Annotated in this window: 25 protein-coding genes; all 25 read right to left on the reverse strand. The window is 68.1% G+C overall.

Annotated features, from left to right (window positions below):
- Positions 1 to 5 precede the first annotated feature (5 nt).
- Positions 6 to 728: a 3-oxoacyl-ACP reductase FabG gene (fabG, locus tag AC22G6_RS15680; RefSeq protein ID WP_487367523.1), complete on the reverse strand. Its 723-nt coding sequence runs from the start codon at positions 726 to 728 to the stop codon at positions 6 to 8.
- A 16-nt stretch (positions 729 to 744) separates the two neighbouring features.
- A complete protein-coding gene (locus AC22G6_RS15685; protein WP_487367524.1) occupies positions 745 to 1206 on the reverse strand; it encodes a hotdog family protein in 462 nt (153 codons plus the stop codon).
- Positions 1203 to 2000 (reverse strand): beta-ketoacyl synthase chain length factor, encoded by a 798-nt coding sequence (locus AC22G6_RS15690; RefSeq protein WP_487367525.1) that lies wholly within the window; start codon positions 1998 to 2000, stop codon positions 1203 to 1205. The genes AC22G6_RS15685 and AC22G6_RS15690 overlap by 4 nt, the downstream gene beginning before the upstream one ends.
- Positions 1997 to 3202 carry a beta-ketoacyl-[acyl-carrier-protein] synthase family protein gene (locus AC22G6_RS15695; protein ID WP_487367526.1) on the reverse strand — a complete coding sequence of 402 codons (1206 nt, stop codon included), beginning with the start codon at positions 3200 to 3202 and terminating at the stop codon, positions 1997 to 1999. The genes AC22G6_RS15690 and AC22G6_RS15695 overlap by 4 nt, the downstream gene beginning before the upstream one ends.
- 48 nt (positions 3203 to 3250) lie before the next feature.
- Positions 3251 to 3964: a class I SAM-dependent methyltransferase gene (locus AC22G6_RS15700; RefSeq protein WP_487367527.1), complete on the reverse strand. Its 714-nt coding sequence runs from the start codon at positions 3962 to 3964 to the stop codon at positions 3251 to 3253.
- Complete coding sequence (locus tag AC22G6_RS15705; RefSeq protein WP_487367528.1) at positions 3961 to 4776, reverse strand: polysaccharide deacetylase family protein; 816 nt, start codon at positions 4774 to 4776, stop codon at positions 3961 to 3963. Before AC22G6_RS15705 ends, AC22G6_RS15700 begins: the two co-directional genes overlap by 4 nt.
- Before the next feature lie 56 nt (positions 4777 to 4832).
- Positions 4833 to 7049: a patatin-like phospholipase family protein gene (locus AC22G6_RS15710; RefSeq protein ID WP_487367529.1), complete on the reverse strand. Its 2217-nt coding sequence runs from the start codon at positions 7047 to 7049 to the stop codon at positions 4833 to 4835.
- A gap of 4 nt (positions 7050 to 7053) precedes the next feature.
- Positions 7054 to 7713, reverse strand: coding sequence for an alpha/beta hydrolase (locus AC22G6_RS15715; RefSeq protein ID WP_487367530.1), 660 nt, complete (start codon positions 7711 to 7713; stop codon positions 7054 to 7056).
- A 10-nt stretch (positions 7714 to 7723) separates the two neighbouring features.
- The gene (locus AC22G6_RS15720) at positions 7724 to 10108 is read right to left on the reverse strand and encodes an MMPL family transporter (protein ID WP_487367531.1); all 2385 of its coding nucleotides are present in this window, start codon (positions 10106 to 10108) and stop codon (positions 7724 to 7726) included.
- Positions 10105 to 10671 (reverse strand): LolA-related protein, encoded by a 567-nt coding sequence (locus AC22G6_RS15725; RefSeq protein ID WP_487367532.1) that lies wholly within the window; start codon positions 10669 to 10671, stop codon positions 10105 to 10107. The genes AC22G6_RS15720 and AC22G6_RS15725 overlap by 4 nt, the downstream gene beginning before the upstream one ends.
- Positions 10668 to 11630: a lysophospholipid acyltransferase family protein gene (locus AC22G6_RS15730; protein WP_487367533.1), complete on the reverse strand. Its 963-nt coding sequence runs from the start codon at positions 11628 to 11630 to the stop codon at positions 10668 to 10670. Before AC22G6_RS15730 ends, AC22G6_RS15725 begins: the two co-directional genes overlap by 4 nt.
- Positions 11627 to 11953 carry an ApeI family dehydratase gene (locus AC22G6_RS15735; RefSeq protein ID WP_487367534.1) on the reverse strand — a complete coding sequence of 109 codons (327 nt, stop codon included), beginning with the start codon at positions 11951 to 11953 and terminating at the stop codon, positions 11627 to 11629. The genes AC22G6_RS15730 and AC22G6_RS15735 overlap by 4 nt, the downstream gene beginning before the upstream one ends.
- Entirely contained in the window at positions 11950 to 13308 is a 1359-nt protein-coding gene (locus AC22G6_RS15740; RefSeq protein ID WP_487367535.1) for an AMP-binding protein, read from the reverse strand. Before AC22G6_RS15740 ends, AC22G6_RS15735 begins: the two co-directional genes overlap by 4 nt.
- A 9-nt stretch (positions 13309 to 13317) precedes the next feature.
- Positions 13318 to 13977, reverse strand: a complete 660-nt coding sequence (locus AC22G6_RS15745) for a COG4648 family protein (protein WP_487367536.1) — start codon at positions 13975 to 13977, stop codon at positions 13318 to 13320.
- Positions 13977 to 14261: a phosphopantetheine-binding protein gene (locus AC22G6_RS15750; protein WP_487367537.1), complete on the reverse strand. Its 285-nt coding sequence runs from the start codon at positions 14259 to 14261 to the stop codon at positions 13977 to 13979. Before AC22G6_RS15750 ends, AC22G6_RS15745 begins: the two co-directional genes overlap by 1 nt.
- A 193-nt stretch (positions 14262 to 14454) precedes the next feature.
- A complete protein-coding gene (locus AC22G6_RS15755; RefSeq protein ID WP_108950225.1) occupies positions 14455 to 16080 on the reverse strand; it encodes a B12-binding domain-containing radical SAM protein in 1626 nt (541 codons plus the stop codon).
- A gap of 171 nt (positions 16081 to 16251) precedes the next feature.
- Positions 16252 to 17820, reverse strand: a complete 1569-nt coding sequence (locus tag AC22G6_RS15760) for a beta-ketoacyl synthase N-terminal-like domain-containing protein (protein ID WP_487367538.1) — start codon at positions 17818 to 17820, stop codon at positions 16252 to 16254.
- An 8-nt stretch (positions 17821 to 17828) separates the two neighbouring features.
- Positions 17829 to 18095 (reverse strand): phosphopantetheine-binding protein, encoded by a 267-nt coding sequence (locus AC22G6_RS15765; RefSeq protein ID WP_108950227.1) that lies wholly within the window; start codon positions 18093 to 18095, stop codon positions 17829 to 17831.
- Between the two features lie 9 nt (positions 18096 to 18104).
- On the reverse strand, positions 18105 to 19367 hold the full coding sequence (locus tag AC22G6_RS15770; RefSeq protein WP_487367539.1) for an ABC transporter permease: 1263 nt from the start codon (positions 19365 to 19367) through the stop codon (positions 18105 to 18107).
- 3 nt (positions 19368 to 19370) lie between these two features.
- Positions 19371 to 20294 carry an ABC transporter ATP-binding protein gene (locus AC22G6_RS15775; RefSeq protein ID WP_487367540.1) on the reverse strand — a complete coding sequence of 308 codons (924 nt, stop codon included), beginning with the start codon at positions 20292 to 20294 and terminating at the stop codon, positions 19371 to 19373.
- Entirely contained in the window at positions 20291 to 21301 is a 1011-nt protein-coding gene (gene darH, locus AC22G6_RS15780; RefSeq protein WP_487367541.1) for a BtrH-related acyltransferase DarH, read from the reverse strand. Before darH ends, AC22G6_RS15775 begins: the two co-directional genes overlap by 4 nt.
- The gene (locus tag AC22G6_RS15785) at positions 21302 to 21697 is read right to left on the reverse strand and encodes a DarG family dialkylresorcinol biosynthesis protein (protein ID WP_487367542.1); all 396 of its coding nucleotides are present in this window, start codon (positions 21695 to 21697) and stop codon (positions 21302 to 21304) included.
- 2 nt (positions 21698 to 21699) lie between these two features.
- Positions 21700 to 22854, reverse strand: a complete 1155-nt coding sequence (locus AC22G6_RS15790) for a beta-ketoacyl-ACP synthase III (RefSeq protein ID WP_487367543.1) — start codon at positions 22852 to 22854, stop codon at positions 21700 to 21702.
- Positions 22847 to 23788: a dialkylresorcinol condensing enzyme gene (locus AC22G6_RS15795; protein ID WP_487367544.1), complete on the reverse strand. Its 942-nt coding sequence runs from the start codon at positions 23786 to 23788 to the stop codon at positions 22847 to 22849. Before AC22G6_RS15795 ends, AC22G6_RS15790 begins: the two co-directional genes overlap by 8 nt.
- A 12-nt stretch (positions 23789 to 23800) precedes the next feature.
- On the reverse strand, positions 23801 to 25600 hold the full coding sequence (locus AC22G6_RS15800; RefSeq protein WP_487367545.1) for a serine hydrolase domain-containing protein: 1800 nt from the start codon (positions 25598 to 25600) through the stop codon (positions 23801 to 23803).
- Between the last annotated feature and the right edge of the window lie 214 nt (positions 25601 to 25814).

Below are 25814 nucleotides of genomic sequence, written 5' to 3' on the forward strand. Positions count from 1 at the left end.
GAGGTTCAGATCATGCCACCGTTGATCGAAATGACCTGGCCGGTGATGTAGCCGGCCTGTTTCGAGGCAAGAAATCCGACCAGATCGGCCACCTCTTCGACCCGTCCTGCGCGTTTCATCGGCACCAGGCGGCCGATGGCCTCGGCATCGAAGGCGGCTTCGCTCATCGCGGTGTCGATGATGCCGGGGGCCACCGCGTTGACGGTGATGCCGCGGCTGGCCAGTTCCAGCGCGAGCGACTTGGTGGCGGCGTGCAGCGCCCCCTTGGCCGCGGCGTAATTGACCTGGCCGCGATTGCCGGTGAGCCCGGCGATCGAGGTGATGTTGATGATGCGTCCCCAGCGGGTGCGGATCATCGGCATCGTCAGTGGCTGGGTGAGGTTGAAGAAACCGTTGAGGCTGACGTCGATGACGCGATGCCATTGCTGCGCCGACATGCCGGGAAACACCGCATCGTCATGGATGCCGGCATTGTTGATCACGACCTGGATCGGCCCTTCGGCAAGCAGCATCCCGATCGCCGTCGTTGTGGCTGCGGCATCGGTGAGATCGAAGGCGACGGCCTGGGCGTGTCCGCCCGCACTGCGGATGGCGGCGGCAACGTCCTCGGCGGCGTCAAGCCGGCGGTTGGCATGAACGAGCACGGCGTAGCCGTCGGCTGCGAGGCGCTGGCAGATCGCGCGGCCGATGCCGCCGCTGCCGCCACTGACGAGTGCGCGAAGGGTCATGATCGGGTATCCGGAGTCAGGAAGGAGAGGGTGCGTGGCCGAGCACCACGGCGACACGCCCCTGCACCAGCCGGCGTTCGGCGGCGGAGACAGTGAAGGCGTACAGCAGGGTGCGCGCGTCGGCCGACAGGCGTTCGGCGCTGATCGTCAGCGCGCCTTCGATGTCGTCGAGGCGATCGACCATGCAGCTTACCCCGCGCGCGCTGCCCAGAAAGCCGGGGGCGGGGGCCGTTGCTGCCTGTGCCGCATCCGCCAGCAGTGCGCCATGCACTGCCATGGCCTGCGCGGCATACTCGATGGCGTTGAGCGCGCCAAGGCGGTCGCCCCTGCGCAGCGGGTTGTCGGGGGCTCGGTGGCTGAGACTGGTGCAGCGGATGTGTTCCGCATCCCAGGCCTCGACGGCGTCGAGCAGGCACATCCTGCCGTGGTGCGGAATGTGGGCGGCGATCCAGTCGCGGTCGGGCAGGGCGGTGCTCACGCTGTCAGGCTCAGTTCGAGGCGCAGGTCGTCGAGATAGTCGATCACCACCTTGCCGCTGCGCCCCTGCGCCAGCAGCGCGAGCAGAGGCAGGCCACGGGCGGCGGGGATGCCGCTGCGTACCGCGTCCATTGCGGCGTCGGGCAGGGTGTCGGCCGCGGCGTCGCAAAGCTCGCCGAGCTGCAGGCGGGGAGCGTCGTTGCCCCTGGGGTCGAGCAGCAAGGCCATGGCGAAGGCGTCGCTGACCTGGCGCGCTGCTGCCAGCGGCTCCGGGTAAGGGTGGTCGTACACCAGCAGCAGCACGGGCTGGGTGAGTTCATGCGCAAGGGCGAGGGCCTCGATCAGCCCGGCGGCGAGGCTGCCGTCGTAGGACGAAATGATGGTCGAGGTCGCCATTGCGCCGGTGGCGATCCCCCAGTAGCCGGAGGCGGCGTTGTTTACCGAGTTGTGGAAGCGGGTCGGTGAAATCCGCCGGTCGTCGCTGGCCAGTGCCTCGCAGATCGCATGGCAGTTCGCACCGTCACCGCCGGCAGAGGCGAACACCGTCGCCAGCCGTGACGCATCGGCACCTGCCGCATCCACGGCCTCGACGCCTGCGCACAGCGCCAGCTTTACCACGGCGCCGACGCGGCGGCGTTCGGCGGGTGGCAGCACGCCGGGGCTCGGGATGCGGGTGGCGACAGGTGACCACGGCACGTCGCCTGCAAGCACGGCGCGGGCCTCGGGCCAGTTGTCGAAACCGGGGCCGATGAGGCCGACGCTGCGGATCGTTGCCGAGAGTGGCTTGGCGTTCATGATGTCTTCCCACCTGCTCGCGACAGGATGAGGCTGCAGTTGGTCCCGCCGAAACCGAGCGAGTTCGACAGTACGTGGCGCAGCGGCGCGTGCTGTGGCACCTGCCGGTAGGCAATGTCGATGGCCGGGTCCAGGCTGTGGGTGCCGGGGCTGCCGGGGATCAGCCCGTCGCTCAGCGCCAGCGCACAGAACACGGCTTCCAGCCCGCCCGCGGCGCCCAGCGTATGGCCGGTGGCGCCCTTGGTCGAGCTGGCCGGCGTTGCGTTGCCGAACAGCTGGCGCACGGCGGCCCCCTCGGCGCTGTCGTTGCTTGGCGTGCCGGTGCCGTGCAGATTGATGTAGTCGATGTCGGCAGCCGCCAGCCCGGCGCGCGCGAGTGCCTGCTCCATGGCCATGCGCGCACCCAGACCGTCGGGGTGAGGCGATGACATGTGGTGGGCGTCGCTGGATTCACCGTAGCCGCTGAGCAGGATCGCGTCCTCTGCAGGGTGGGCCGGCGCACGTTCGAGCAGGGCGAAGGCGGCGGCCTCGCCAATCGAGATCCCGCTGCGTGCGGGGTCGAAGGGGCGGCAGGGCTCGGGCGCGACCAGTTCGAGCGAATTGAAACCGTAGAGCGTGGTCAGACACAGCGAATCGACGCCGCCGACAATGGCCGCGTCGACCAGGCCGAGCTCGAGCAGGCGGGAGGCGCTGGCGAAGACCTTTGCGCTCGATGAGCACGCAGTGGAGATCACCCAGGCCGGACCGCCGGCGCCGATGGCGTGGCGCACGAACTCGGCAACCGAGAAGATGTTGTGGCTGCCGCGGTAGTGGAATGCTGGCGGCAGCGCGCCGCTGACCGGGTCGCGTCGCCGGTACGCCAGTTCGGTTTCGAGAATGCCGGAGGTGCTGGTGCCGAGCAGCACGGCAACCCGCTTCGCGCCATACCGGCTCACCGCGTCGATCGCGGCGTCGATGAACCCGTCCTGCATCAGCCCGAGCAGGGCCAGGCGATTGTTGCGGCAGTCGTAGTCGGCCAGCGCCGGCGACATCACCACAGCTTCCAGGTCCGGTACGCGACCAATCCAGGTGTCGAGCGTGATGGTCTCGAAATCGCAGTGGCGCAGGCCGCTCCGGCCTTCAGCCAGCGCTGCGCGGGTAGCGTCCAGCCCGGTGCCGATGCAGCTGGTGGCGGTATGGCGGGAGATGAGCAGAGGTTTCAACGCGCGTATCCGGTGGAATATGAACGGATTCTAACAAACCGGCCGGTATCAGGCTCTGCGCCGGGCGAGCAGCAGGGTATTGGCAAACGGCGTGCCGGCATCCATTGCCTGCGGTGTGACGCTGAAGCCGAGCTGTTCGAGCTGCGCCTGCCACGCTGCCGCGGGGCGGCAGTAAAGGGTCGGGAGGCGGTGGCCGCGTACGCGGGTGACCAGCTGATCCACCCAGGTGCACAGCAGGAAGGGCAGTCCGGCTGCGGCGTCGCCGACACGCATGATCAGCGTGCCCTCCGGCGTCAGCGCGTCGCGCACCCGCTCCAGTACCGCGTTCTGCGCAGTGGTTTCGATGTAGTGCAGGGAGTCGAGGATCACCACCACGTTGACGTCGCCAAGCGCCACGTCGCGGATGTCGCCCTGTTCCACCACCGCGCCCGGCGGCAGCGCGGGGCGGGCGCGCTCGACGTCTCTGGGCATGAGTTCGATGCCGCGATAGGCCTGGAGCTGCGGTGCGACAGGCCAGTCCGCAGGCCAGTCGCCCGCGGCGTGCAGGCGGGCCGCCGCCGTGAGCCAGTTCGACAGCAGTCCCTGGCCGCAGCCGAGGTCGACGATGCGCGCCTGCTGCGGGAAGGCGCCACTGGCCAGCAGGCTGAAGAACACCGGGTCGCGGCCGAGCTTGCCGCGGGCAAAGTGCCAGGCGAAGTGGCCGGCCTGGCGGTAGGGGGCAGTGGCGGCGTCAAGCAGACGTTTGCGGAAGGACGAACTCATTGCAGGGCTTGGCGAAGGGTGACGGGGCGGAGATTGGCCGCGAGGATGGTGTCGAGCAGGGGCGGCAGCACCTCCAGGATGACCGCCCGCCGTTCGGGTGTGCGTGCGCAGTGGCCGTCGTGCAGCAGCAGGATGTCGCCGGCGGCGAGATCGCGGGTGAGGCGGGCGAGCACCTTGTGCGGCTGCGCTTCACGGGTGTCGAACCCGCGCCGCGTCCAGCTCGCGAGCTGCAGTCCGAGTGCGGCCAGCACCGGCTCCAGAAACGGGTTGCGCAGGCCGGCCGGGGCGCGGAAGAACCGTGGCGGGCTGCCGGCCAGCGCGGTGAGCTGCGCCTGAGCCTCGCTCAGATCGTGACGGATGCGCTTCGGGCCGAACAGCGAGAAATGGTGACGGTGGCGGTGCGAGTGGTTCTCCACCGCGTGGCCACGACGCACGATCTCGGCAATCAGGTCGGGGTAGGCTGCGGCGCGCTCGCCGATGCAGAAGAAACTGGCGCGCGCCCCGTGGCGTTCGAGCAGCTCGAGCACCGCCGGGGTGACCGTCGGTTCAGGGCCGTCGTCGATAGTGAGCGCGATCTCGCCGCGGGCAATCGCCGCTTCGGGCAGGCGGGTGATGTTGGGGCCGAGCAGCCGGCTGCGGGGCCACAGGCCGGCTGCGGTCAGCGCGATATGGCTGGCAACGACGGCAGCCAGTGCCCAGGGCCAGCTCTGTGGCCAGATCAGCCATGCGGCAAGTGCGCCCGGATGCAGGATCAGGGTGGCAGTAATCAGCGGGGTGGGCCGCCACGGGCGGCTGGTGTGCGGGGTATTCATGTGGGCGCGATTGTAACCGCCTGCGGGCTTTGCATCGCTTGTGCGCAGTGCATTGCTCAGGGTACGCCGATGACCAGGAACAGGGTCTTGCTGCCCTTGTCGCCCACACCGAACCCCAGGTAGGCCGGCCCAAGCGCGGTGTTGGCCGAAAGGAAGACCGAGGTCGAGTAGCGCCGGCCCGAGCTCTCGCTGGCGTTGAGCAGCTTGTCCATGCGTCCGCTCTCGAGGCTGCCGCCGAGGAAGACGCCGGAGCCGAGGATGGCCGGCAGCCGGATGGCGCGGTTGCGGTATTCGAGGCGAACAAAATCGTACTGCGCCCCGAGAAACTCCCCGAAGCGATAGCCCGACAGGCGCAGCGGCCCGCCGAGCTGGAACAGGTCCTGTCCTGGCAGGCCGTTGTCGAAGCTGGTGCCGGCCTCGGCACTGATGCCCAGCGTATGCGGGCCCTGATTGAGAAACACCTGGCCGTGACCTTCAAGCAGCGAGTAGTCGAGCTTTGTGCCGTCGCGCTGGCGCGCCTTGATGGCGGTGAGACTGAGCGCGTAGCCTTCGCTGGCAAGGCGCACACGGTCGAGCTGGTCCACCAGCAGGCGGACCTGCAGGCCGGTGGTTTCGTAGTCGCCTCCGGCGACCAGCGCCGTGCCGGTGTCGCGGGTGTAGCTGCCCTTGCGCCACACCGGGCCGGCCCGCAGCATGCCGACGGTGCCGAAGTTGTAGCCCAGGTCCATCCCCACCGTGCCCTGCTCAAAGGCGTAGGTCGCGATGCGCTCGCTGTTCACGTACAGGCTCTGCTTGTAGGTCTCCGCTGACACGTAAGGCTGGACGAAGGCGCGTCCGGCGGCGTCGAGCGGCTGGTAGAACTCGGAGCTGATGCGGTTGCGCCAGCCGATCTTGAGTTCGGTGGCCCATTCCGCGCCAAGCGGATTGATCCAGGTCTTGCGGTGCTGCACGATCAGGTTGTACTGGGAGTCGCCGGTGAAGTCCGAGGCCACGCCAAGGCCGAAGCCGAGGTAGTCCGGGCCCCAGCTCTTCTCGCGCGGACTCACGATCAGCGTGCGGACGCCGTCCTGCGGGGCGATGCGGTAGTCGATGCCTTCGAAGTCGCCGCGCCCGTAGATGCGGCGCATGTCAGCGGCCAGGGTTTCTTCGGACAGGGTGTCCTCGCTCGCACTGTGCATCAGGTCGCGCAGCACGGAATCGTTGGTGCGCTTGAGGCCCTCGAAGCGGATCTGTGCGACCTTGCCCAGACCGTTGCTGGCCAGCGTCTGGCTGCTGCGCAATGCGAGGTATTCGTCCTCGGGCAGGCTGTAGCGCCGCAGGGTGGCGGCAAGGGCCTGCGCCGCGTCACGCCCGCGCGCAATGGCCTCGGGCTGGCGCTCGAAACTGCCCGAGGTGATGTCGCCCAGGTCGGGGGCGATCAGGATGTCGTTTTCGCCAAGGGTGGCGAGTTCGGCGTCGACACGGCTCTTGCCGAGCAGGTTGATGAGCTGGCCGGTGATGGAGAAGGCCGAGCTGAGTTGTTCGCGCTTGAGCAGGGTCGACTGGATATTGACCGCAATCACCACGTCGGCGCAGGTCTGGCGGACCAGGCCGATGGGCAGGTTGTTGGCGATGCCGCCGTCGACCAGCAGCTTGCCGTCGAGCTCGACCGGTGCCATCACGCCCGGAATCGCCATGCTGGCCCGCATCGCCTGCGGCAGGCTGCCGTGTTCGAGGATGACGGCGTCGCCGGTCTCGATGTCGGTGGCGACGGCCTTGAACGGAATCGGCAGATCGGCAAAGCGCTCCACGTCGGCCACCGGACGGGTGAGGCGGCGCAGGAAACTCTCGATCTCGACGCCGCTGACCAGCCCACGGGCCGCGGCAATGCCATTCGCCTTGAGTCCCAGTTCGACTTCGCTCAGGCCCTTCAGCGCATCGGCCTTGCGCCTGATCGACTGCTCCCGGCGCGGCGGCTTGTCGTTGAACACGTCGTCCCAGTCGGTGGCGACGACAGCCGCTTCGAGATCGTCTGCGGACAGGCCCGCGGCATAGGCGCCGCCGACGATGGAGCCCATGCTGGTGCCGGTGATGCAATCGACCGGAATGCGCAGGGCTTCGAGCACCTGCAGCACGCCGATGTGGGCGGCACCGCGGGCGCCGCCGCCGGACAGGGCGAGGCCGATGCGGGGGCGCTGGGGCGGTGCATCGGCGAATGCCGGCAACACGCAGGACAGCATGAGAAAGGCAAGCAGTACAAGGCTTGCCGGGCGCAGCAGGGTGGGAGTGGGCATTGCGTCAGGGTGCTTGAAGCGGATGGAACGAGAGATAGGATTGCCACAGTTGAAGCCAGGTCGGCCAGTCGTGGCCTCCGGCAATACGACAGGTCTGCGCTGCTGGCAGCACCGCGGCCATCAGCGCATGTCCGCCGGAGAAGCGGTCGTCATTGCCATAGCCCAGCCACACCGGTGGCGTGCGGGTGCGGGCCGCGTCCCGCAAGGCGCGCCAGCCGCGGCGCTCGTCGTTGGCGGCGAGGCCGTCGTCGGCCTGCCACGCTGAGAGGCCGCCGGCCGCGGCGATTTCGCGGGTGATGCTGCGGTTGCCGGGGTAGGGCGCGAGCAGCACCAGTCCGTCGCTGCCACCGGGGTGCAGATCGGCATGCATCAGCGCGGTGATTCCGCCGATCGAGATTCCGCCGGTGAGAATGTGCGGATACATCGCCCGCCGCGGCGCAATGATTTCGGCCTCGACGCGGGTGGCAAGGCTGCCGTCGCAGACCGCTGCCAGATCGCTTTCCACCAGCACCAGGTCGATGGCCCGGCCGCTCGCGTGCAGGGCCGCGCCGAAACCGGCGTCGATGAAGTCTGCCGGTTTGTCGTAGGCGCCTGCGAGCATGACCAGCAGCGTGGGCGTCGTGACGCCGGCTGCGGCAGGCAGGCTCAGGGTGTTGAGCGTCATCGCAGCGGGCTCAGGGGCCGGGTGGCAGAGGGCGGCGCGGGCTGAGCATGGCCGAGAACACCAGGGCCAGGATGGCGCCCGGGCCGACGGTGATGCCGATGGCCTGCAGCACCGGCACCTCGGAAAAGGCCAGCAGTCCGAAACCGGCGACCGTCGTGAGATTGGCAAACAGCAGGGACGCCAGTGTGGCCGGGCTGGGCGCGGTGTTGCCGCCTTCGCCGCGATCGAAGAAAAGGGCGTAGTTGGAGCCGACCGCGACGATCAGCAGCAGGCCGACCAGATGCAGCAGGATGAGCTGCTTGCCGGCCAGCGTCAGCGCCGCGACCACCACCAGAATGGAGGCGGCCAGCGGCAGGGCGACGCGGATGACCCGCATCGGATTGCGCAGGAAGACCAGCAGCAGGGCGAGGATCGCGAGTACGCCGCCGAGCGAGAGCTGGATGGCTTCGCCCAGATAGCCGCGGTAGAGCGTGTCGGATTCGTGCTTGAGATCGAGAAAGAGCGCCGGCGAACCATCGGCCGGAGAGGGGGCGGTGGCCAGTTCGGCGCGGACTGCCGTGGCGTCGATCAGCCCCGCCTGGCGGCCTTCGGTCGGCGCGCGCAGCGGAAGCAGCGCACGTACGCCGTGGTCGGTTTCGATCAGCATGGCGTCAACGGCGAGCGCGAGCGAGGTGCTCTCCATCGAGGCGCGGTTCAGCAGCGGGCGCTGGTGCGCGGCCTCCACTTCATCGAGAAAGGGTTGCAGGCGCTCTGCACGCAGCGGCAGATCCGCGCTGGCCTCCTGCAGGCGGGCGGAAAGCGCATCGCGCAGCGGCAGGCTGTTGATGCGGGCGCGCTGGGTGGCCTGGCTGGGGAGGTAGCGCGTGGCGCTGTCCCAGCCACTGATGAGGCCTGCGTCCTGCAGTCGGTTCAGTGCCGGAGCCAGTGCTTCGGCGGCCTGCAGTGCGGCTTCGGCATCATGCCCGTCGACCACGATCAGATAGCGCACGTCGGGTGCGCCGAGTTCGCTGCGCAGGCGCTGGTCGAGCACCTGGTCGGCGATCGGTACCGGGCTCAGTGCGAGCAATTCGCTGTTCCAGATGGCCTGGCGCTGGATCGCGATCAGCGCCAGGCTGCTCAGGGCCAGCGTGATCACCAGCCAGCGCAGGCGGGTGGCGGCCGACACCAGTCCGGCGAGGCGCCGGCCGAGCGGGCTCACGTCGCGCAGACTGAAGTCGGCCGGCAGCATGGCCGGCAGCAGGTAGCGGGTCATCAGCGCCGCAGCGATGAGGCCGGCAAGGGAATACAGGCCGAGCTGGGCGAGGCCGGGAAAGCCCGATGCCAGCAGGGCGACGAAGCCGCAGGCCGAGGTCAGCAGGCCGAGGCGGATGGTGGGCCAGAAGCCGTTCCTGCTGCCCCGCGGCTGCCCGCGCTGCACGAAGAGATAGATGGCGTAATCCACCGCCTCGCCGATCAGGGTGGTGCCGAAGCCGAGGGTAAGGCCGTGCACCACGCCAAAGCCGAGGCTCACCGCGGCGATGCCGGCCAGGGTGCCGGTGATCACCGGCAGCAGGCCGAGCAGCAGCACCGGCACGGAGCGGTAGATGATGAGCAGCAGGACGATGATCAGGCTGCTGCCGATGGCGGCGATGCGGGTGACTTCATCCTTGATGGTGGTGCGCGACTGCACCGAGAACACGCCGGGCCCGGTCATGTCGAGGCGGATGGCGTTGCCGTTCCGGTTGTTGCCGTACTCGCTGACGGCCTCGTCGAACGCGGCGCGGATGGCATTCATCGCAGCCTCCTGGGCGTCGATGTCGGAACCGGAGGCGCGGCTCATCGCCAGCAGCAGGGTGGTGTCGCCATTGCGCGAGATCCACACGTCGCCATCGCGCCGCGGCTGCTCTGCGCTGTCGAGTGCGCTCAGCAACTGCATGAGCTCGCCAGTGGGGTCGCGGGCGAGCAGGGGTTTGGCGAGCAGCCCTGCGGGGGAGGCGAGCAGGTTTATCGAATCCTGCAGTGCGCTGCGCAGGCCGTCGACGCTGAACCGTTCCGGGGTGATCGCGCTGCTGAGGGCGTAGCGATTCTCGAACAGCCAGCGCCGGTCGGCCTCAAGGTGTACCGCTTCGCCATTGTTGACCGCGGCGAAGCGCTCGTCGGCGCGCAGGGCGGCGGCCATCCTGCGCGACACCTCGCTGCGCCTGGAGATGCTGCCGCCTGACAGGCCGATCAGGGTCATCCGCGACACCATGCCGTCGCGCAGCTGGTCGACGAGCAGCTGCTGTTCCGGGGTCGGGCTGCGGGGCAGGAACACCGACATGTCGGCGGTGAAGCTGGCGCGGGCAACGATCGTGGCCAGCACGCCGACAATGGCCAGCCACATCAGGAAGGCGGACAGGCGCGGGCGCATGCTCATCGCGGTACCGGCTCGATACGCATCTCCGAGCGATCGCCATCGGCCTGGAGAATGTCGACAGCGCGCACTTCGCCCCGGCTGCCGCTGATGCTGATGCGCAACACCACCTTCGCCACCGCCGGATCGGACGGCAGCAGATCGAGCGCCCACTGCGTGGCATTGCCCGACAGCGACAAGGCATAGCTGCGCTCGAGCGTCTTGCGGTCACCGGCCAGCGTGGCGCGAATGCTCGCGATCAGCGCGGCGATTTCCGGGTAGTCGCGCAGGCGCAGGCTGTGGGTCTTGCCGTCGCGGGTGAGGGTCAGGGTGTCGCCATCGAGGACCATGGACTCGCGCACCGGCGTTTCGGTGTGGCGCTCGAGCCTGGCCGGCGCGCGGTAGACCAGTTCGCCGGTCGTGCTCAGGGGCTGGTCGAGGATGGCCAGGTGGCGCGTCTCGACGAAGCGCACCCGCCCGCCGCCGTTGGCCGCGAGGGTCTTCATCAGCTCGGCGACATCCCAGCCCGCGGCATGGGCGGGGCCGGCAAGGAGTCCGATCAGGAGTGCAAACAGGCGGACGGTCATCGTGATTGAGCGGATCCGGTCGGACCGAAGTCGTTCCAGAAATCAAAGAAGTTGAACCAGTTTGAAGGCGCATCATGGCAGCAGCGTTCGAGCGCCGCAGCGTAGGCCTGCATGGCGGCATCGATGGCAGCTTCGCGGTCGTGACGTCCGACCGCGCTGAAATCGGCGATCGGTTCGAAACGGATCGTGTAGCGGTTGCCACCGTGATACAGGCCGGCCATGAAGATGATGCGGGCGCCGAGCATGGCCGCCATCCGGAACGGGCCGACCGGCAGATCGGCAGCGGTCCCGAGCAGTTTAACCGGTCTGCGCAGTTCGTCACCCAGGCTGCGGTCAGCGAGCACGCCCACCAGTGCGCCGTCCTCGATCCGGGCGTGAATCCTGAGCATGGCGTCGAGCTTGCCCAGCGCAATCACCTCGGGGCTGGCGGAGGGGTTGAGTGCGGCAAGCAGGGTGTTGATCCGGCGCGCATTGTCCTCGAACATCGCCAGCGCGACCTTGAGCCCGGGCTGGGTGCGGCCGATTGCGCGAATCACCTCGAAGCTGCCCACGTGAGCGCCGAACAGCAGCGCACCTTCGCCGCTGGCGATCTGGTCGCGGATCAATGCTTCGCCCTCGATGCGGATGTCGAACAGGTCGAAGCGGTCCTTCAGCAGGTAAACGCGGTCGTGAATTGTCGCCGCGAAGCTGAACACCTGACGGTAGCCGTCGCCGATGCGTGCCGGGCGACCGAGCGCACGCGGCAGGTAGGCGCGTGAGGCCCGCCGTGCGGACGGGGCGAAGAGAAAGAAGTAGGCGGCGATCAGGTGCAGCACGACGCGCCCTGCGGGACGTCCCAGGCGCAGCGACAGCCAGGCCATCAGGCGCAGCATGGCCATGTTGCTGCGCTCGGGCTGTCTCGCCCACTCGGCGCTGGCGGGCACACTTGCCGCGCGCTCGGAGGTCGGTCGCGCGCTCATCGGTCTGCTGCGGGGCGGGGCGCAGGGGTGAAGCTGCCGCTGGCCACCGCCTGACCGTCCGTCGTGTCGATGGCAAAGGCAATGGCGCCGCTCGCTGCAGGTGCCTTCCAGTTCAGGAACACGGCCTCGCCGGGACCCACCGGGCGGATGAACTTGACGTTTCCGACCTGCCACAGCGGGCGGTCGAGCTGCAGCGCACGCGCCAGCGCGCAGGCGGCCTCGTCGAGCAGCACCACGCCGGGCACGATGGGCTGTCCGGGGAAATGGCCGGCAAAGGCGGGGTGGTCGGGGGCGATGTTCAGCGCGCAGCGTCCGGGGCTCATGCGCTTTGCTCCCGGCTGGCGCGGTGCGCCTGCAGCAGGGCTTCACAGGTGTCGCGCGGCAGCTTGCCGGTGGCGTTGCGCGGCAGGGCATCGAGAAAGATCAGCGGACGCGGCATGAAGGCCGGGTCGATGCGCTCGCGCAGGGCGGCGCGCAGGCTTGCCGGGTCGACTCCGGGTGCGACGACGAAGGCGGCGAGGCGGGTGATGTGACCATCGCGTTCGCCGTCTGGCAGGTGAAAGCCGCCGTCGCGCACACCGCTCACGCCCAGCAGTTGCTGGTTGAGGTAACCGAGCGAGGTGCGCTTGCCGGCGATGTTGATGAGGTCGGCGTTCCGCCCCCTGAGCAGGAATCGACCGTTGCCGGCCTGCTCGATGACGTCGGACATCGGCACCGCGAGCTCGATGTGGCCCCCGTCTGCCCAGGTCTGACCCTCGCGGTCCTCGAGCCGGATATCGGGAAACAGCGTCCATTGCTCGGTCTGAGCGCTGCGCCGTGTGGCGATCTGGCCGGTTTCGGTGGAACCGTAGATCTCGAGCAGCGGCGCCTGCAGGCGTTCTTCTGCCGCCTGGGCCAGCTCCAGTGGCAGCGGGGCGGTTGCGGAGACGACCAGTGCGACCGGTGTCAGGGCGATGCCTTCGTCGAGCAGGGTACGCAGATGGAAGGGCGTGGTGATCAGGGCGGCCGGCGCCGGTGTGCTGGCCAGGGCCGCAGCGATGTCGGCCGGGTAGAAGGGGCGGCCGGCGTCGAACGCGGCGCCGCTCTGCCAGGCCACCAGCACGGTGGATTCGAACCCGTACATGTGCTGCGGCGGCACCGTGCCAATCAGCGTGGCGGGCCGCGCCGGATCGAGCCCGAGCGCGACGCCCTCGGCGCGGACGTTGATTACCAGCCGCCCCCAGGTCTTGCGGTGCGGCACCGGCGTGCCGGTGGAGCCGGAGGTGAATACCCAGGCCACCAGTTGTGCGGCATCGAGCCGGGGGATGGCAGGCATCGTGGCGGGCACGTCATGCGCCTCGCACAGGGCGGGGAAGCGCACCGTCGGCAGCGACAGCTGCGCGGGGTCGCCATCGGTCAGAATCTGGCAGTCGGGCGCGAACGCGGCGAGATGGCGCAGGGTTTCAGGCGTGTAGGTCGACGGCAGCAGGCTGACCCTGCCGGAGATCATGCTGGCGGCAAGGCCCACGGCGAAGCGGTAGCGGTCGGTGCATACGTTGAGGATGTGACCGCAGTCGGGCAGCACTGCGGCAACCCGCTCGATGTCGGCCAGAAAGCGGCGCAGGCTGATCGCTTCGCCATGGCGGCGGGCGACGACGGCATCCGGGTCGGTGTGCGAAACGAGGGGGAAGCTGGACACGGGTTGAGCTCAGGCTGCAGGTGGCGTGACACCACGCGAGGCATGGATGAAGGCGCGTACCGAGTCGGCAAGGCCGGTGCGCAGGGCGGGCGGGAGCACGGCCATGCGCACTGCAAACTCGACGACGAACATTGCGGCGACGAGGATCGGGGTCAGCAGGTTGATCAGCAGCGACCAGGCCTGCATCGAGCCGGCAAAGAACAGCAGCGTGGATGTCGCCGCAATGGCGACGAAGAACAGGGTCCACGCCAGCGTGGCACGCCGGGTGTAGCGCAGCAGCGCCGGTGCCAGCTCACTGCCGTGGACGATGCGTGCGAAGCGGGTGATCATCGGCTCGGCGCCATCGGACAGGCTGCGCCCAAAGCCGATTGCCAGCAGCGAGAAGGCGCCGAAGTGCTGGATGAAATAGATCCATTCGAAGCGCGACTCGACCAGTGGCCAGGCGCGCCACAGCAGCACCACAACGGCGGTCCACAGCATCAGCGCAAGTGCACGATGCTTGCTGCGCACTGCCAGCCCGAAGGCGATCGCCATGTAGGGCACAACGGCCACCAGGGCGCCAAGCGTGCTGGGCTGGTCGGGTGCGGTGGTGAGGTGGGCGAGCAGCAGATAGGCGCCGAACGCGACGGCCAGCAGCAGGGTGCGGCCGAGGCGCATGCCGCGGGTCATCAGGATACCCGGTGGGCAGCGATGTAATCGGCCAGGCTGCGCAGCGAAGAGAAGATCTTCAGGTTGTCCTCGTTGTCGGCGCGCAGCGAGAAGCCGAAGCGCTTGGATACGACCAGGGCGACTTCAAGGATGTCGATCGAATCCAGCCCCAGCCCTTCGCCATACAGCGGCGCATCGGCTTCGATCTCGCCGGCGGCGATCTCGAGGTTGAGGGAAGAAACGATCAGCTCCGCGACTTCGGTCAGCAGTGCAGCATCAGCGGAGGAGGGTGTGGTCTCGGTCATTATGGATCAACTGGCAGAAACGTTCGGTCCCGGCGCGCTTCGTGATGGCCTGCGCGCGGGCTGGCCGTCGGGTCGCGACGGGTGCAAAGGCGGAATGTTAACTGGCGTCTGGCGCCAAGGGTGAATTTTCGCTTTTTTGTGGCGCCAGTGACAGGGGGCAAGGCCCGGATTTACCTGATGTTTCCACCCGGACTCAGGCCGACTGTGCGATCTCGATGATGCGGCCGGCTGAGGGTGGAAGCTGTGGCCTGGGCTTGCGCGACACCTTGACCGGCGACATCGCGGCAATCGCATCGGCCTGCAGTTCCGGGCTGAGGAAGGGCGACAGGCCGCGTGGCTGGCGCGGGTGGGGTGCAAAGCTGTGCTTGGCGGCTTCGAGTTCGGCCTTGCCGGCGCTGAAGTAGCGTGCAGCCTGGATGATCTGCGGCAGGTGGCGTACCACGTGCCACAGGCTCCAGCGGTGCTGCCACAGCTTCTTCGAGAAGCGGCGACGGTAGGGCTTGCTGTCGTAGTAGCGGCGCACATGCCAGTTGTAGAGCGCGTCCATTTCTTCGCGCGATTCGAAGCCCTTGGGCTTGAACACGAAGTTGAGGCAGTTCATCAGGCGCCAGTCCTCGTCGAACTCGCCCTCGGCGCCGGACACGCATTCGTCCCAGATCGGTGCGCCGTACATCGGGCTGAACTTGGTCATGTTCATCTCGTCGAGATCGAGCGAGAGGATGAAGTCGCTGGTCGCCTTCAGGGTTTCGGGCGTTTCGCCCGGCAGGCCGAAGATGAACAGGCCCTTGGCGCGCAAGCCGGCGGCATGGATCTGCTCGACGGTCTTCCTGACCGCGTCCAGGGTGACGCCGGTCTTGTGTCTTTCCATCATCGCCGGATCGGCCGATTCGATGCCCATCGACACCATCAGCGCGCCAGCGCGCTTGAGCAGGGCGAGCATTTCGTCCGAGGTGTGGCCGGTGCGGATCGCACAGTTGAAATCCACGCCGAGCGGCTGGGAGATGAGCAGTTCGCACAGTTCGTGGATGCGCTTCTTGTGTGCGGTGAACAGGTCGTCGTAGATGTTGATGTGATGCACGCCGAAGTTGTCGCGCAGGTGGCGGATGTGGTCGTGCACGTACTGCGCCGAGTTGTACTTGTACAGGCGCTCATACACCGTGCGGTCGCAGAACGAGCAGGTGTAGGGGCAGCCGCGCGAGGTGATCATGGTCGCGCCCCAGCGCTTCTCGTAGGAGAACAGCGGCAGGTGGTAGCCATGCGGGAAGCCGGCGAGCTTCTCGTAGGCGGGAAAGGGCAGTTCGTCGAGGTCGAGGATGCGCGCACGACGCGGGTTGATCACGATGTTGCCGCCGCCGTCACGGTAGATGATGTTGGCGATGTCCTTGTCGGCCATGCCTTCGGCCACATCCAGAATGGCGCCTTCGCCCTCGCCGATGCACAGATAGTCGATCTCGGGGAAGTGGTCGAGCAGCGGTCCGCCCACTGACGAGGCATGGACGTTGCCGAAAAAGGTCTTGATGTGCGGATGCCTGCGCTTGATCTCGGCGGCCATGTCGACCGCATCCATGAAACCCGAGGTGGTTGCGGAAAAGCCGACCAGTTCAGGCTTTGTGGCGAGAATCTGCTCGATGTTGGCTTCCAGCGACGGGGGGGCGTAAGGCCCGAGGCAGTCGTGGAGCTGGGTGGGGTGGCCGTGTTTCTCCAGCCACGAAGCCAGTTGCAGGATGCCGATCGGCGCCATGCGATTGGCGAGGACCGAGAAATCGGGCTGCCCGGGCACGAAGTTGAACCCGGCGGGATGAACGAGGGTTACGCGCATGTTCGGAGCTCTCTGTGTTGGCGGTGCCCGAAGGCAGGCTTGTTCTACCCGGATTGTGCGGCATTTCCAGTGTTCAGATAAGGGTTATATGTCCCCGCGCTGGAAAAATATGCAATCAATTCATCCGTCTAGGCAGGGCCTGATCACTGCAGGCCGCGCGAAAGCGTGGTTTCAGCCGCCGAGGCGACGCCATTCGCAGCGATGCTGCGTCGCCCCCGGTTCCACGATGCCGATCAGTACATGGCGATGGCGGCCACAGGCAAGCCAGGCACTGGCGAGCTGCGCCATGCGCTGCCACAGCAGGGCGCTGTCGTCCGTGCCGGGCAGGTAATAGAAGGCGTCCAGTCCGGGCAGGCGCTTCTGCACAGGCAGGGCGGCGAGTACCGCCTGTGTGGCGAGAAAATCGAAGGGCATGGGCGCTTCGCTGCGCAGGCACAGGTCTTCGAGCACGCGCGCAAAGGCCTGGCGCGGGCCGCTGCGCGAGGCGACGAGGATCGCGGTGGAGCCGGCATGCTCATCCGGTGTGGCGCAGGCATCGACCCCTGCGAGGCACAGTTCGGCGAGCGCGCCGGCGCGGCGCAGCGGCGGTGCGGAGATCGCAGCGGCAACGGCGCGCGCACGCGCGCTCAGTTCGGCGCTGTCGAGTGCGAGCGCGATGCGGGCGCATTCGTGTGCGGCGATGGGCCGTGTGCCCTCATCCGTGCACGGTTCTTTCGTCTGCGCCGACCGGGCGGCTGGCGACGCCCTGAGCACGAGGGCGCCAATGCTGCCGCCGAAGCCGACGAGATTGAGCAGGATGTGCCGGGGCGGCTGCGCCTGGCCATCCTGCACCGCCAGCAGCAGGCTGAGCTCGGCCACGCCGCTTGCGCCCAGCGTGTGCCCGAGACGGTGCTTGAAGCTGATGGTGGCCGGGCGGGCGTCGCCGAACACCGCGCTCACTGCGCAGCTTTCGGCCTCGGCGGTGGCGGCGAGATCGCCGCCGTGCAGCTTGAGCAGGTCGATGTCGTCGGCGCGCAGTCCGGCATCGGCCAGCGCCGCATCCATGGTGGCGCGAATCACCCGGCCGTCGGGCGCGGGGCCGGTGGGCGAATGACCATCGACGCCAAGGCGGCAGGCGGCAAGCTCCCAGCCGCTGTCTGCGTTCGCGCTCAACAGCACGCCGGCCACCGCTTCGCCGAGCACCAGGCCCTTTTCGCCCGCCTGGCGCGCGAGCAGGCCGAGTCCGGCAAAGCCTGCCAGCGTGGTGTCGTTGGCCAGCTCGATACCGATGACGAGGGCGCGGTCGATCACGCCCTGGCGAATCAGGCTGGCTGCGGCATCGATCGCGGCGAAGCCCGAGGTGCAGGTGGTGGACACGGTCCATGGCGTGCCCGCAATGCCGAGCCAGTCGGCGACCTGTTGCGGGAAGGCCGCGGCATCGGCCGGCATGTCGATTGCGCCTCGCGCGCGCGCAGCGTGCTCGAGCGCGCCCATCTGCAGCGAGGACGAGGCGACGAACAATGGCGTGCCGGCCCAGTCCGCTGCCGGCAGGGCTTGCGCAAGATCGCTCCCAACGCGGGTGATGGCGGTGCGTGCGCGGGTGCTCCAGTCGGCGTCATCCACCGCCATCGCGAACCAGGGCCAGGCTTCGCCGAGCACCTTGCGTTCGCCGGGGGCGCAGGCCGGGCGCGCGAGTGCGGCGGCGGCCTCGTGCGCGCGCTGACCCAGCGTCGAGCAGTGTGCGACGGCGGCTATCCGCACCGTCCGCGTCATGGGCGACTGGCGATGAAGGCGTCGAGCTGTTCGGCCAGGTTGCTGACGCTGGAGAGGATGCGGCGTGTCTCCTTGCTGTCGGTCAGGCGCAGGCCATATTTCTTCTGGATGGCCATCGACAGCTGCAGGGCGTCGAGCGAATCCAGCGCCAGCGGTGCTTCGGGCCCGAACAGGATTTCGTCGTCGGTGATCGACGCCGGGTCGCAGTCCTTGTCGCAGGCATCGACGATCAGCTGCTTGATCGCATGTTTGAGATCGTTCATCTTGGCTCGTCAGCGGAGCGCGCGCAGGGCGCGCCGGTTCAGCAGGATCGCGACGGCCAGCGCCGCGAGGCCGAAGGATAGCAGTGCGGCGGCGGGGCCGAGGATGTCGGCGATGGCGCCGCCGCGCAACATCACGCGGTGAAAGCCGTCCAGCGCCCATGCCATCGGCGACAGGTCGGTCAGGGGCTGCATGCCGGACGGCATGACGAATTTCGGCACCATGATGCCGCCGATCGCACCCATCAGGATGTTGCCGACACCGCCGATCACGGTGGCCTGCTCGGTGCTGCGCGCGCTGCTGGCAATCAGCAGGGCCCAGGCCACGGCGGCGACGCTGACCGCTGCGCTCATCAGCCACAGCGCGAGCAGCGAGGCGGCGCCCGTGGGCAGGGTGAGGGCTTCGCCGCCGGCGAGCGGTACGAGATAGCGTCCGACCAGCACCATCAGCACTGCCTGCACCTGATTGACGACAAAGAAGGGCAGCAGCTTGCCGGCGAGGATCAGGCCGAAGGACACCTGCTGCGTGGCCAGGCGCTGCAGCGTACCGTGCTGGCGCTCGGCGATGAAGACGGCAGAGATCGGCACCACGACGAAGAACATCGAGAAGATCAGCCATGCCGGCACGTTCTGCTGCACCGATGAAGGCAGGGTGGCGGCGCTTTCCGACCCGTCGACAAGCGTGGGCCTGCGAACCGCTTCGACCACGACCGGCAGGGGCGGTGCCTTGCCCGCCACGTCGCGCAGTTCGGGGATCAACAGGCTGCGCCCGATGCGCGCGAGCAGGGTGCTCAGTTGCAGGCGGGTGAGTTCGGCTTCAACCTGCTGGCGAAAGCCGTTGCGCACGGCCAGTGGCACCGTGGGGTCGGCGAGCAGGCGCACGCCCGCCGCGTCAGGGCCTGCGCTGGCGGCGCTGCCAAGCGCGTGTTCAAAGCCTTGCGGCACCACGAGTACGAAGGCAATCCGACCGTCCGCCACCGCTTCGCGCCCGGTCTGCTCGCTGTCCAGGGTGCCGAACTCGCGCAGCAGATCGATTCCGGCGAGTTGTCCCTCCAGCGCCTGTGAGGCTTCGCTGCGGTCGAGGTCGACGATGGCGTAGCCCAGATCGGCGGGTACGCCGGGTACGAAGGCGTCGCGCAGTGCCATCGACATCACCAGGATGAAGATGGCCGGCATCAGGAACAGGGCGGCCAGCCCGTGACGATCGCGCAGCAGCGCAAGCGCTTCCTTGCGCCACAGGGCGGCGAGCCGGATCAGGGTGCGGGCTGCAGTCATTGTTCAGTCCCGCAGCGAACGCCGGGTCAGGTGCATGAAGACCTGCTCGAGGTTCTGCTGGCCGTGGTTCAGGGCCAGCGGCGTGAGTCCGTGCGCGGCGAGATCCTGCAGGATCTGCGGCAGCGCGGCGGCAGGGACGGGGGTCAGGCAGATGCTGTTCGCGCCCTGCGTCGTGACCGTATGCGCTGCCTCCCAACGCCGGAGGAGCGGCTGTGGCAGATCGCGGTCGAGGCGGAGCAGCAGTTGCGACTCGCCGGCACCGAGCACCTCGGCCAGCGTGCCGCTGGCGAGCACCCGGCCGTGGTCGATGATGGCGATACGGTCGCAGATGGCTTCGACCTCATCCATGTAATGGCTGGTGTAGATCACCGTCTTGCCGGCGTCGCGCAGGTCGCGGATGGCGTCGAGCAGAAAGTGGCGTGACTGTGGATCGACACCGACGGTGGGCTCGTCCAGCAGCAGCAGCGCGGGGTCGCCGAGCAGGCCGATGGCAAGGTTCAGCCGCCGGCGCAAGCCGCCGGAGAGTTCGCCAGCAAGCTGTCTGGCGACGCTCTCGAGTCGGGCGAAACGGATGGCCTCGCTGCTGCGGGCTTTCTGCTGCTGCCGGTCCAGCCCCTGCACGCCGGCAAAGAAGGCGAGGTTCTCGGCGACCGTCAGCATCGGGTAGAAGGCGTAGTCCTGCGGTACCAGGGCAATCGCATTGGGGCGGGCGCGGCGGAAGTCGGACAGCGTCTGAGCGCTGACCCTGATCTGCCCCTGCTGCGGGGCGATGAGGCCGGCGATGAGCGAGATCAGCGTGGTCTTGCCCGCGCCGTTGGGGCCGAGCAGGCCGAACAGACTGCCGCGTCCGACATCGAGCGTGATGGCATCGAGGGCAGCCGTGCTGGCGCTGCGATAGCGATGACTGATGCGCTCGATGGCGATCATTGGATGGCGCGGTCGAGACTGCCGAAGAAGGTCTTTTCGCGGGCCGCCTGCTGGCGCAGCAGGGCGGCCAGACGGGCCGGATCGAAGGGGTCGCGGTCGCGGATCATGCGCGCGGTGGCGAGCGCGAACTCGCGCCAGCCGTCGCCGATCTCGACCAGTTCGCCGGCGAGTTCGGCCAGCGCCGGACGCGCCGCGAGGCTGGCGGCTTCTTCGAGGAAGGAGGCGTACATGTAGCGGAAACCGCCGCCACCGGTGCCGATTTCCTCCTGCATCCGCACCAGGTGGCCGACGAAGAGCTTGGATTTCTGCAGATCGCCAGTCGCGGGCAGGCGCTCGACGGCGCGCGCCACCCGCTCCATGCCGCGAATGCCGATCAGCGGAATCGGCGCGCGCAGCATGATGCGCACCGTCTTGCGGATGGCTGCAGGAACCGCCTTGCGCCAGTCGGGCTCGCTGGGGCGTGTTTCCGGGTAGTAGAGCAGGCCCTTGGGCGCGAGCACGCCGCGGGCGAAGCGCGCACGGGCGAGGTCGGCCGGTGCGCAGCGCATCGGCTCTTCGAACACAGGGTCGGACAGCAGGTATTCGCCGCTGGCGCTGTCGCGGCCATAGGCGAGCACGTTGTGGGCGTTGAAGTGAAAACGCATGTCGCCGGGGAAATACGGCAACCAGAACACCGAGGTCTGCAGGCCGACCACCTTGCCCTCGTCGAGCAGGCTGTTGAGCCGTGCTTCGCCGCGTGCGCTGGAGCGGAAGGTTTCGGTGCGCATGCGGATGCCGAGCGGTTTCTGCAGGCCGCGGATGATCGCGCGCGGCGGCATGCGGTAGGCCACCAGCGGCAGCCCGCCGAGCTTGATGAAGGGCAGATAGGCGAAGGACACGGCCGACGACAGGCCAAGCGCCATCGGCTCGGACAGGGGCAGGCCGTAGTGGCGCACGATGGCCGACATCACGCCGCTCTCGCAGTGCGAGGCATGCTGGTGGCTGAATGTGTTTTGGGTGTCCTGCATTCAATCCACCCGCTTGAGCTCGTCGACGCTGATGCCCAGCGCCTCGGCGTAGCGTGCGAGCAGGGCAGGACGCAGACGGGCGAAGATGTCCGGGCGCAGGTGACGGCGCACCCGCCATGCCCAGATGCCGCTGATCTGGGACAGCAGGGTGAGATCCATGCGTGCCTTGTACATGTGGTACTCAAGCGGCGACGTGCTGCCTGCACGTGCCCGCTTGCGCGCGTCCGCCGCAAGACGGTCGAGGTCTTCCACCGCCTGCAGGGTGACGATCTCCTCGGCCTCCCAGCCGCTCGAGGGCACGATGCCGATGCGGCCGTCGGCGCCGCGCGCGTACATGGCCTTGCGGTGGCCGCCGAGGGTGGCATTGCCTTCCTGTGGAACTTCGTTTGCGTCCATCGTCAGACCACGGTCAGGTGCATGAAACCGCTGGAGAAGCGGCCGCTTTCGGGTACGAAGCACAGCAGGCGCTCACCTTCGCTCAGGCGGCCGCTGCGCAGCAGTTCGTCGATCATGATGTAGATCGACGCCGCGCCGGTGTTGCCGCGGGTCGCGAGGTTGGTGAACCAGCGCTCGGGGGCGATCGGCAGGCCGAGCCCGCGCAGGCAGTCGGCGATCTGGTCGCGGAAATAGTGCGAGGACATATGCGGCAGGAACCAGTCGATCCGGTCGGCGCGGAGCTGGCGACGCTCGATCAGCCGGCGCAGCGGCGCTTCGAGCGTGCTTGCGACCACCTGCTCGTTGAGCAGACGCACATCCTGCTTGATGGCGAAGATCGACTCCCTGCCCCAGGCCTCGGGCGCGTACCCGGCCCAGCCCTGCAGCCTGCCGTCGTCGTCGCGCTCGCCGCCGGCATACATGCACACCGGCTGGGCGTGGGCCTGCGACGAGAGCTCGATCCAGTCGATGCGCAGCGCGCGTGCACCGGTGCGCGGTGCATCCTGCAGCAGGAAGGCGCCGGCGCCGTCGGACAGCATCCAGCGCAGGAAATCCTTTTCGAATGCGATCTCGGGGTGACGTTCGAGCGCGGCCACGCGGTGCTCGTTCTCGGCCTCGAAACTGCTCCCGCGCAGCACCGCCGAGGGGCGGTCGGAGCCGGTGGTGACGGCGTTGCGCGTGTTGCCGGCGAGCACCGACAGCCAGCCGTACTTGAGCGCGGTGAGTCCGGCCAGGCAGATGCCTGCGGTGCTGACGACTTCACATGCGGGGTTGCCGAGTTCGCCGTGCACCATCACGCCGTGATTGGGCATGATCTGGTCGGGCAACGAGGTGCCGGTGGCAAGGCATTCGATGTCGTCGAGCGCAAATCCCGCTGTCGCCAGTCCGCGAATGGCCTCGGCCGTCATGCCGGCGTTGCTGTGGGTGGCTGCGCCGGTCGCGGGGTCGATGGCGTAGTGGCGCTGGCGGATGCCGTTGTTGCGCAGCACGATGCGGCGGGCACGCGAAGGCCGTTCGCCGATGCGGCCAAGTACCGACTCGATGGCCTCGTTGTCGACAGGGGCATTGGGCAGGCAGGTGGCCGTGGCGGTGATATATACGGAGCGGGGTTCAGTCATGTTCTGTCATGCGTGCGTTGCCCGAACCGGAGGGCTGTTCGTAGCGCGCGCGCAGCGCATCGAGGCGGTTCCGGAGCAGGGGTGCGAAGCTGCGCTGCAGCACAAGGCTCAAGGGTACCACCGTAATAATCAGGACGATGAGGTAGGTCACAAACAGCGCGAGCGCCGGCACCCGGCGCAGTTGCCCGGGTTTGCCGAACAGGCGCACGAAGCCGGACCACACGCGAAAGGCGCGTTGCCCGGCGCGTTCGCTGACCACCAGGCGCGGATTGACGCTGACGGCGCGCAGGCCGGTGAGCATCGGGGCACCGCTGCGCTCCTCGTCCCGCGCCAGCGCCGTGACCAGCGCATGGCCGAAGCGTGCCGCTGCAGCAGCCTCGGCTGGCGTGACCCCGGCAGCGGGCAGGCCGAGGAAACGGTCGCGGCGGCCGGTGAACATCCAGCGCGGCGTGGTGATGAAGGTTGCCAGCGGGTGGGCGTTGTCGGTGAAGGCGACGTGATCCGTGAGGCGTGCGCTGGCAGCACCGAGCAGCGTCACGAGCTTGTCGTAGGCCGTCATCCACATGTTGCGGCAGGCGACCACGCTGACCACCGGCTTTCCCGCCAGCAGGCGCTTGCCTTCGTCGCTTTGCAGGAAGGCGGTGACCGGCTGCGAGGGCGACAGGTACCACACCTGCCAGGCCAGGATCACGAGGTCGAAATCGGTGTCCGGCGCCACCGTCAGCGGCAGATTCGGCCGCGGATCGAGGCGCACCGACTCGGGAAAGGCGTCGAGGAAGCGGAAGAAGGGCCACGGGAAGGGGAAGGGCGTCTGCGGGCGCAGGACTTCCTGGTGCACCCGGATGCCGGCGTCCTCGAGCGGGCGCAGCATCGCGGACACGACATCCGACAGCTGGCCGCTCTGCGAATAATGGACAACGAGAACGTTCTTCACTGGCAGGGCCGGTCAGTTGGTGATCTTGTGCAGTTCGAGACCGGAGAACAGCAGCACCTTCTCCTTGCCCGCGCTGGTGGCGAGGATGGTTTCGCCCTTGCCGGTGCCAAGCCCCGAAACCAGCAGTTCGGTGTCCGAGATCGGGTTGAGACCGATACGCAGCACGAAACCGGGAAGCTCGGAGAAGCTGCACTCACCAACCAGCAAGCCGTCCTCGAGGCGCAGGGCGAGGCGGTCGGGCATGATTCCCAGCTTCTGGCCGACGATGCGGTATTCGCCGACATAGTCGAGCAGACGCTGCGGCACGGGGGCGGGCTTCAGGCGCTCGCCGACGAGCATGGTGTCGTCGCCGAAATGTCCCACCAGCACGTCGTGGTCTGCCACCCTCTTCATCGAGATGCGGATGCCGTCGAAGGCGCTGACCTGGACCGGGATCATGCCGAACAGCTTGTAGCGCAGACCGAACTGCCCGGCCGGACGCGGCTTCAGTTGCAGCGTATGGCCCATCACGCTGGCGTCGAGCGCATCGTCACCAGGCCGCACCCTGACCAGCCCAACCATCGAGTCGTACCACGCCGAGTAGCGTGCGAGCTGTTCCGGTGGCAGGGCCACGTCGGCGCTGGGGGCCAGCACCGGCTCGGGCTGAACGATGCCGGCCTTGGCCTCGAGGGCCAGCTTCAGTGCCTCGGTGGCGACGGTCTTGACCACGCCCTGCGAGGTGGCCGAATTGGAGGCGACGATGATGCCGAGTTTGTGCTCGGGCAGCACCACCATCATGCTGTGGGAGTCGAGCAGGGTGCCGCCGTGACTGGCAACGGTGCCCGCGTTGCGGATCTCGATGCCCGACAGCAGCCAGCCCAGCCCGACGCGAAAGCCCATGTCGAGCTGAACATGCGCGTTCTGCGGGCGCAGCATTTCGGCAAGGCTGTCGGCGCCGAGCAACTGCTGCCCGCCGGCACGGCCGTCGGCAAACACCCAGCGCATGAAGCGGCTCATGTCGTCGACGTTCGATACCAGGCCGCCGGAGGGCAGGTCGCGCAGCGCCAGTGCGTCGATCTCCTCGTCCCGGTTGTAGACCTTGAGCGCGGGCTTCGACTCGAAGCGCGTATTCACCATGCCCAGCGGGTTCAACAGGCGCTGTTGCAGATGCTCACTGAAGGGGATGCCGGCGGTATGCTCGATTGCTGCGCCCAGCAGGCTGACCGCGAGGTTGGAGTAGCCGAAGATGAATTCGGGCGGATAGGCGACGTATTCGTTGCGCACCGCCTCCACCAGGCTGGTGAAGGGCGCAGGTGCCGAGGTGGTCAGCATGCCGCTCAGGTGGTTGGCGGGCAGGCCGGAGTGGTGATGCATGACGTTGCGGGGGGTGATCGGCGCCGCTTTGTCGAAGCGCGATCGCACCGAAAACGCGGGCAGCGCGTCCTGCAGCGGGCGGTCGATGTCGATGCGGCCCTCTTCTGCAAGCTGCATGGCTGCGGTTGCCGTGAGCACCTTGGCGATCGACCCGAGCCGGTAAGGGGTGTCCGGCGTGGCGGCGATCCCGCGCTCGGCGTCTTCGTAGCCGAAGCCCTCGGACCAGACCACGCGCTGGTCGTCGACCAGTGCGATGGAGAGTCCGGTGACCCTGTTGTCCGCCATCTCCTGCTCGATCAGCCAGCGGGCGCGCTCGATTGCATAGCGGAAGTCGCCGCGCTGAAGATCTGGCGGGCGCTGTGGCGCAGTGGCGCAGGCGCCCAGCACCAGCACGCATGCACTCAGGGCGAGGTGACGGAGAAACGGGCGGAAGCCGGGAGCGGGGCCTGAGGCGGACATGGTGGTTCTGGTGCAGGAGGTCGGACGGACCGAATGTTGACAGGGGTGGCCGAGGCTCATGATGTGTCGCGCGACAGGCGGCCCGTGCGGGAAACTGTTCGCCTGACAAAAAGCCCGCGAATTATACATGTGTCGGCATGCATCGACCCGTGCCTTACGCCACATGTCCTTGTTCCTGGGGATGTAAATGGACGCGTTGAACCCGGCGCACGGG

The sequence above is a fragment of the Parazoarcus sp. PS-13 R2A genome (genome assembly GCF_057621855.1).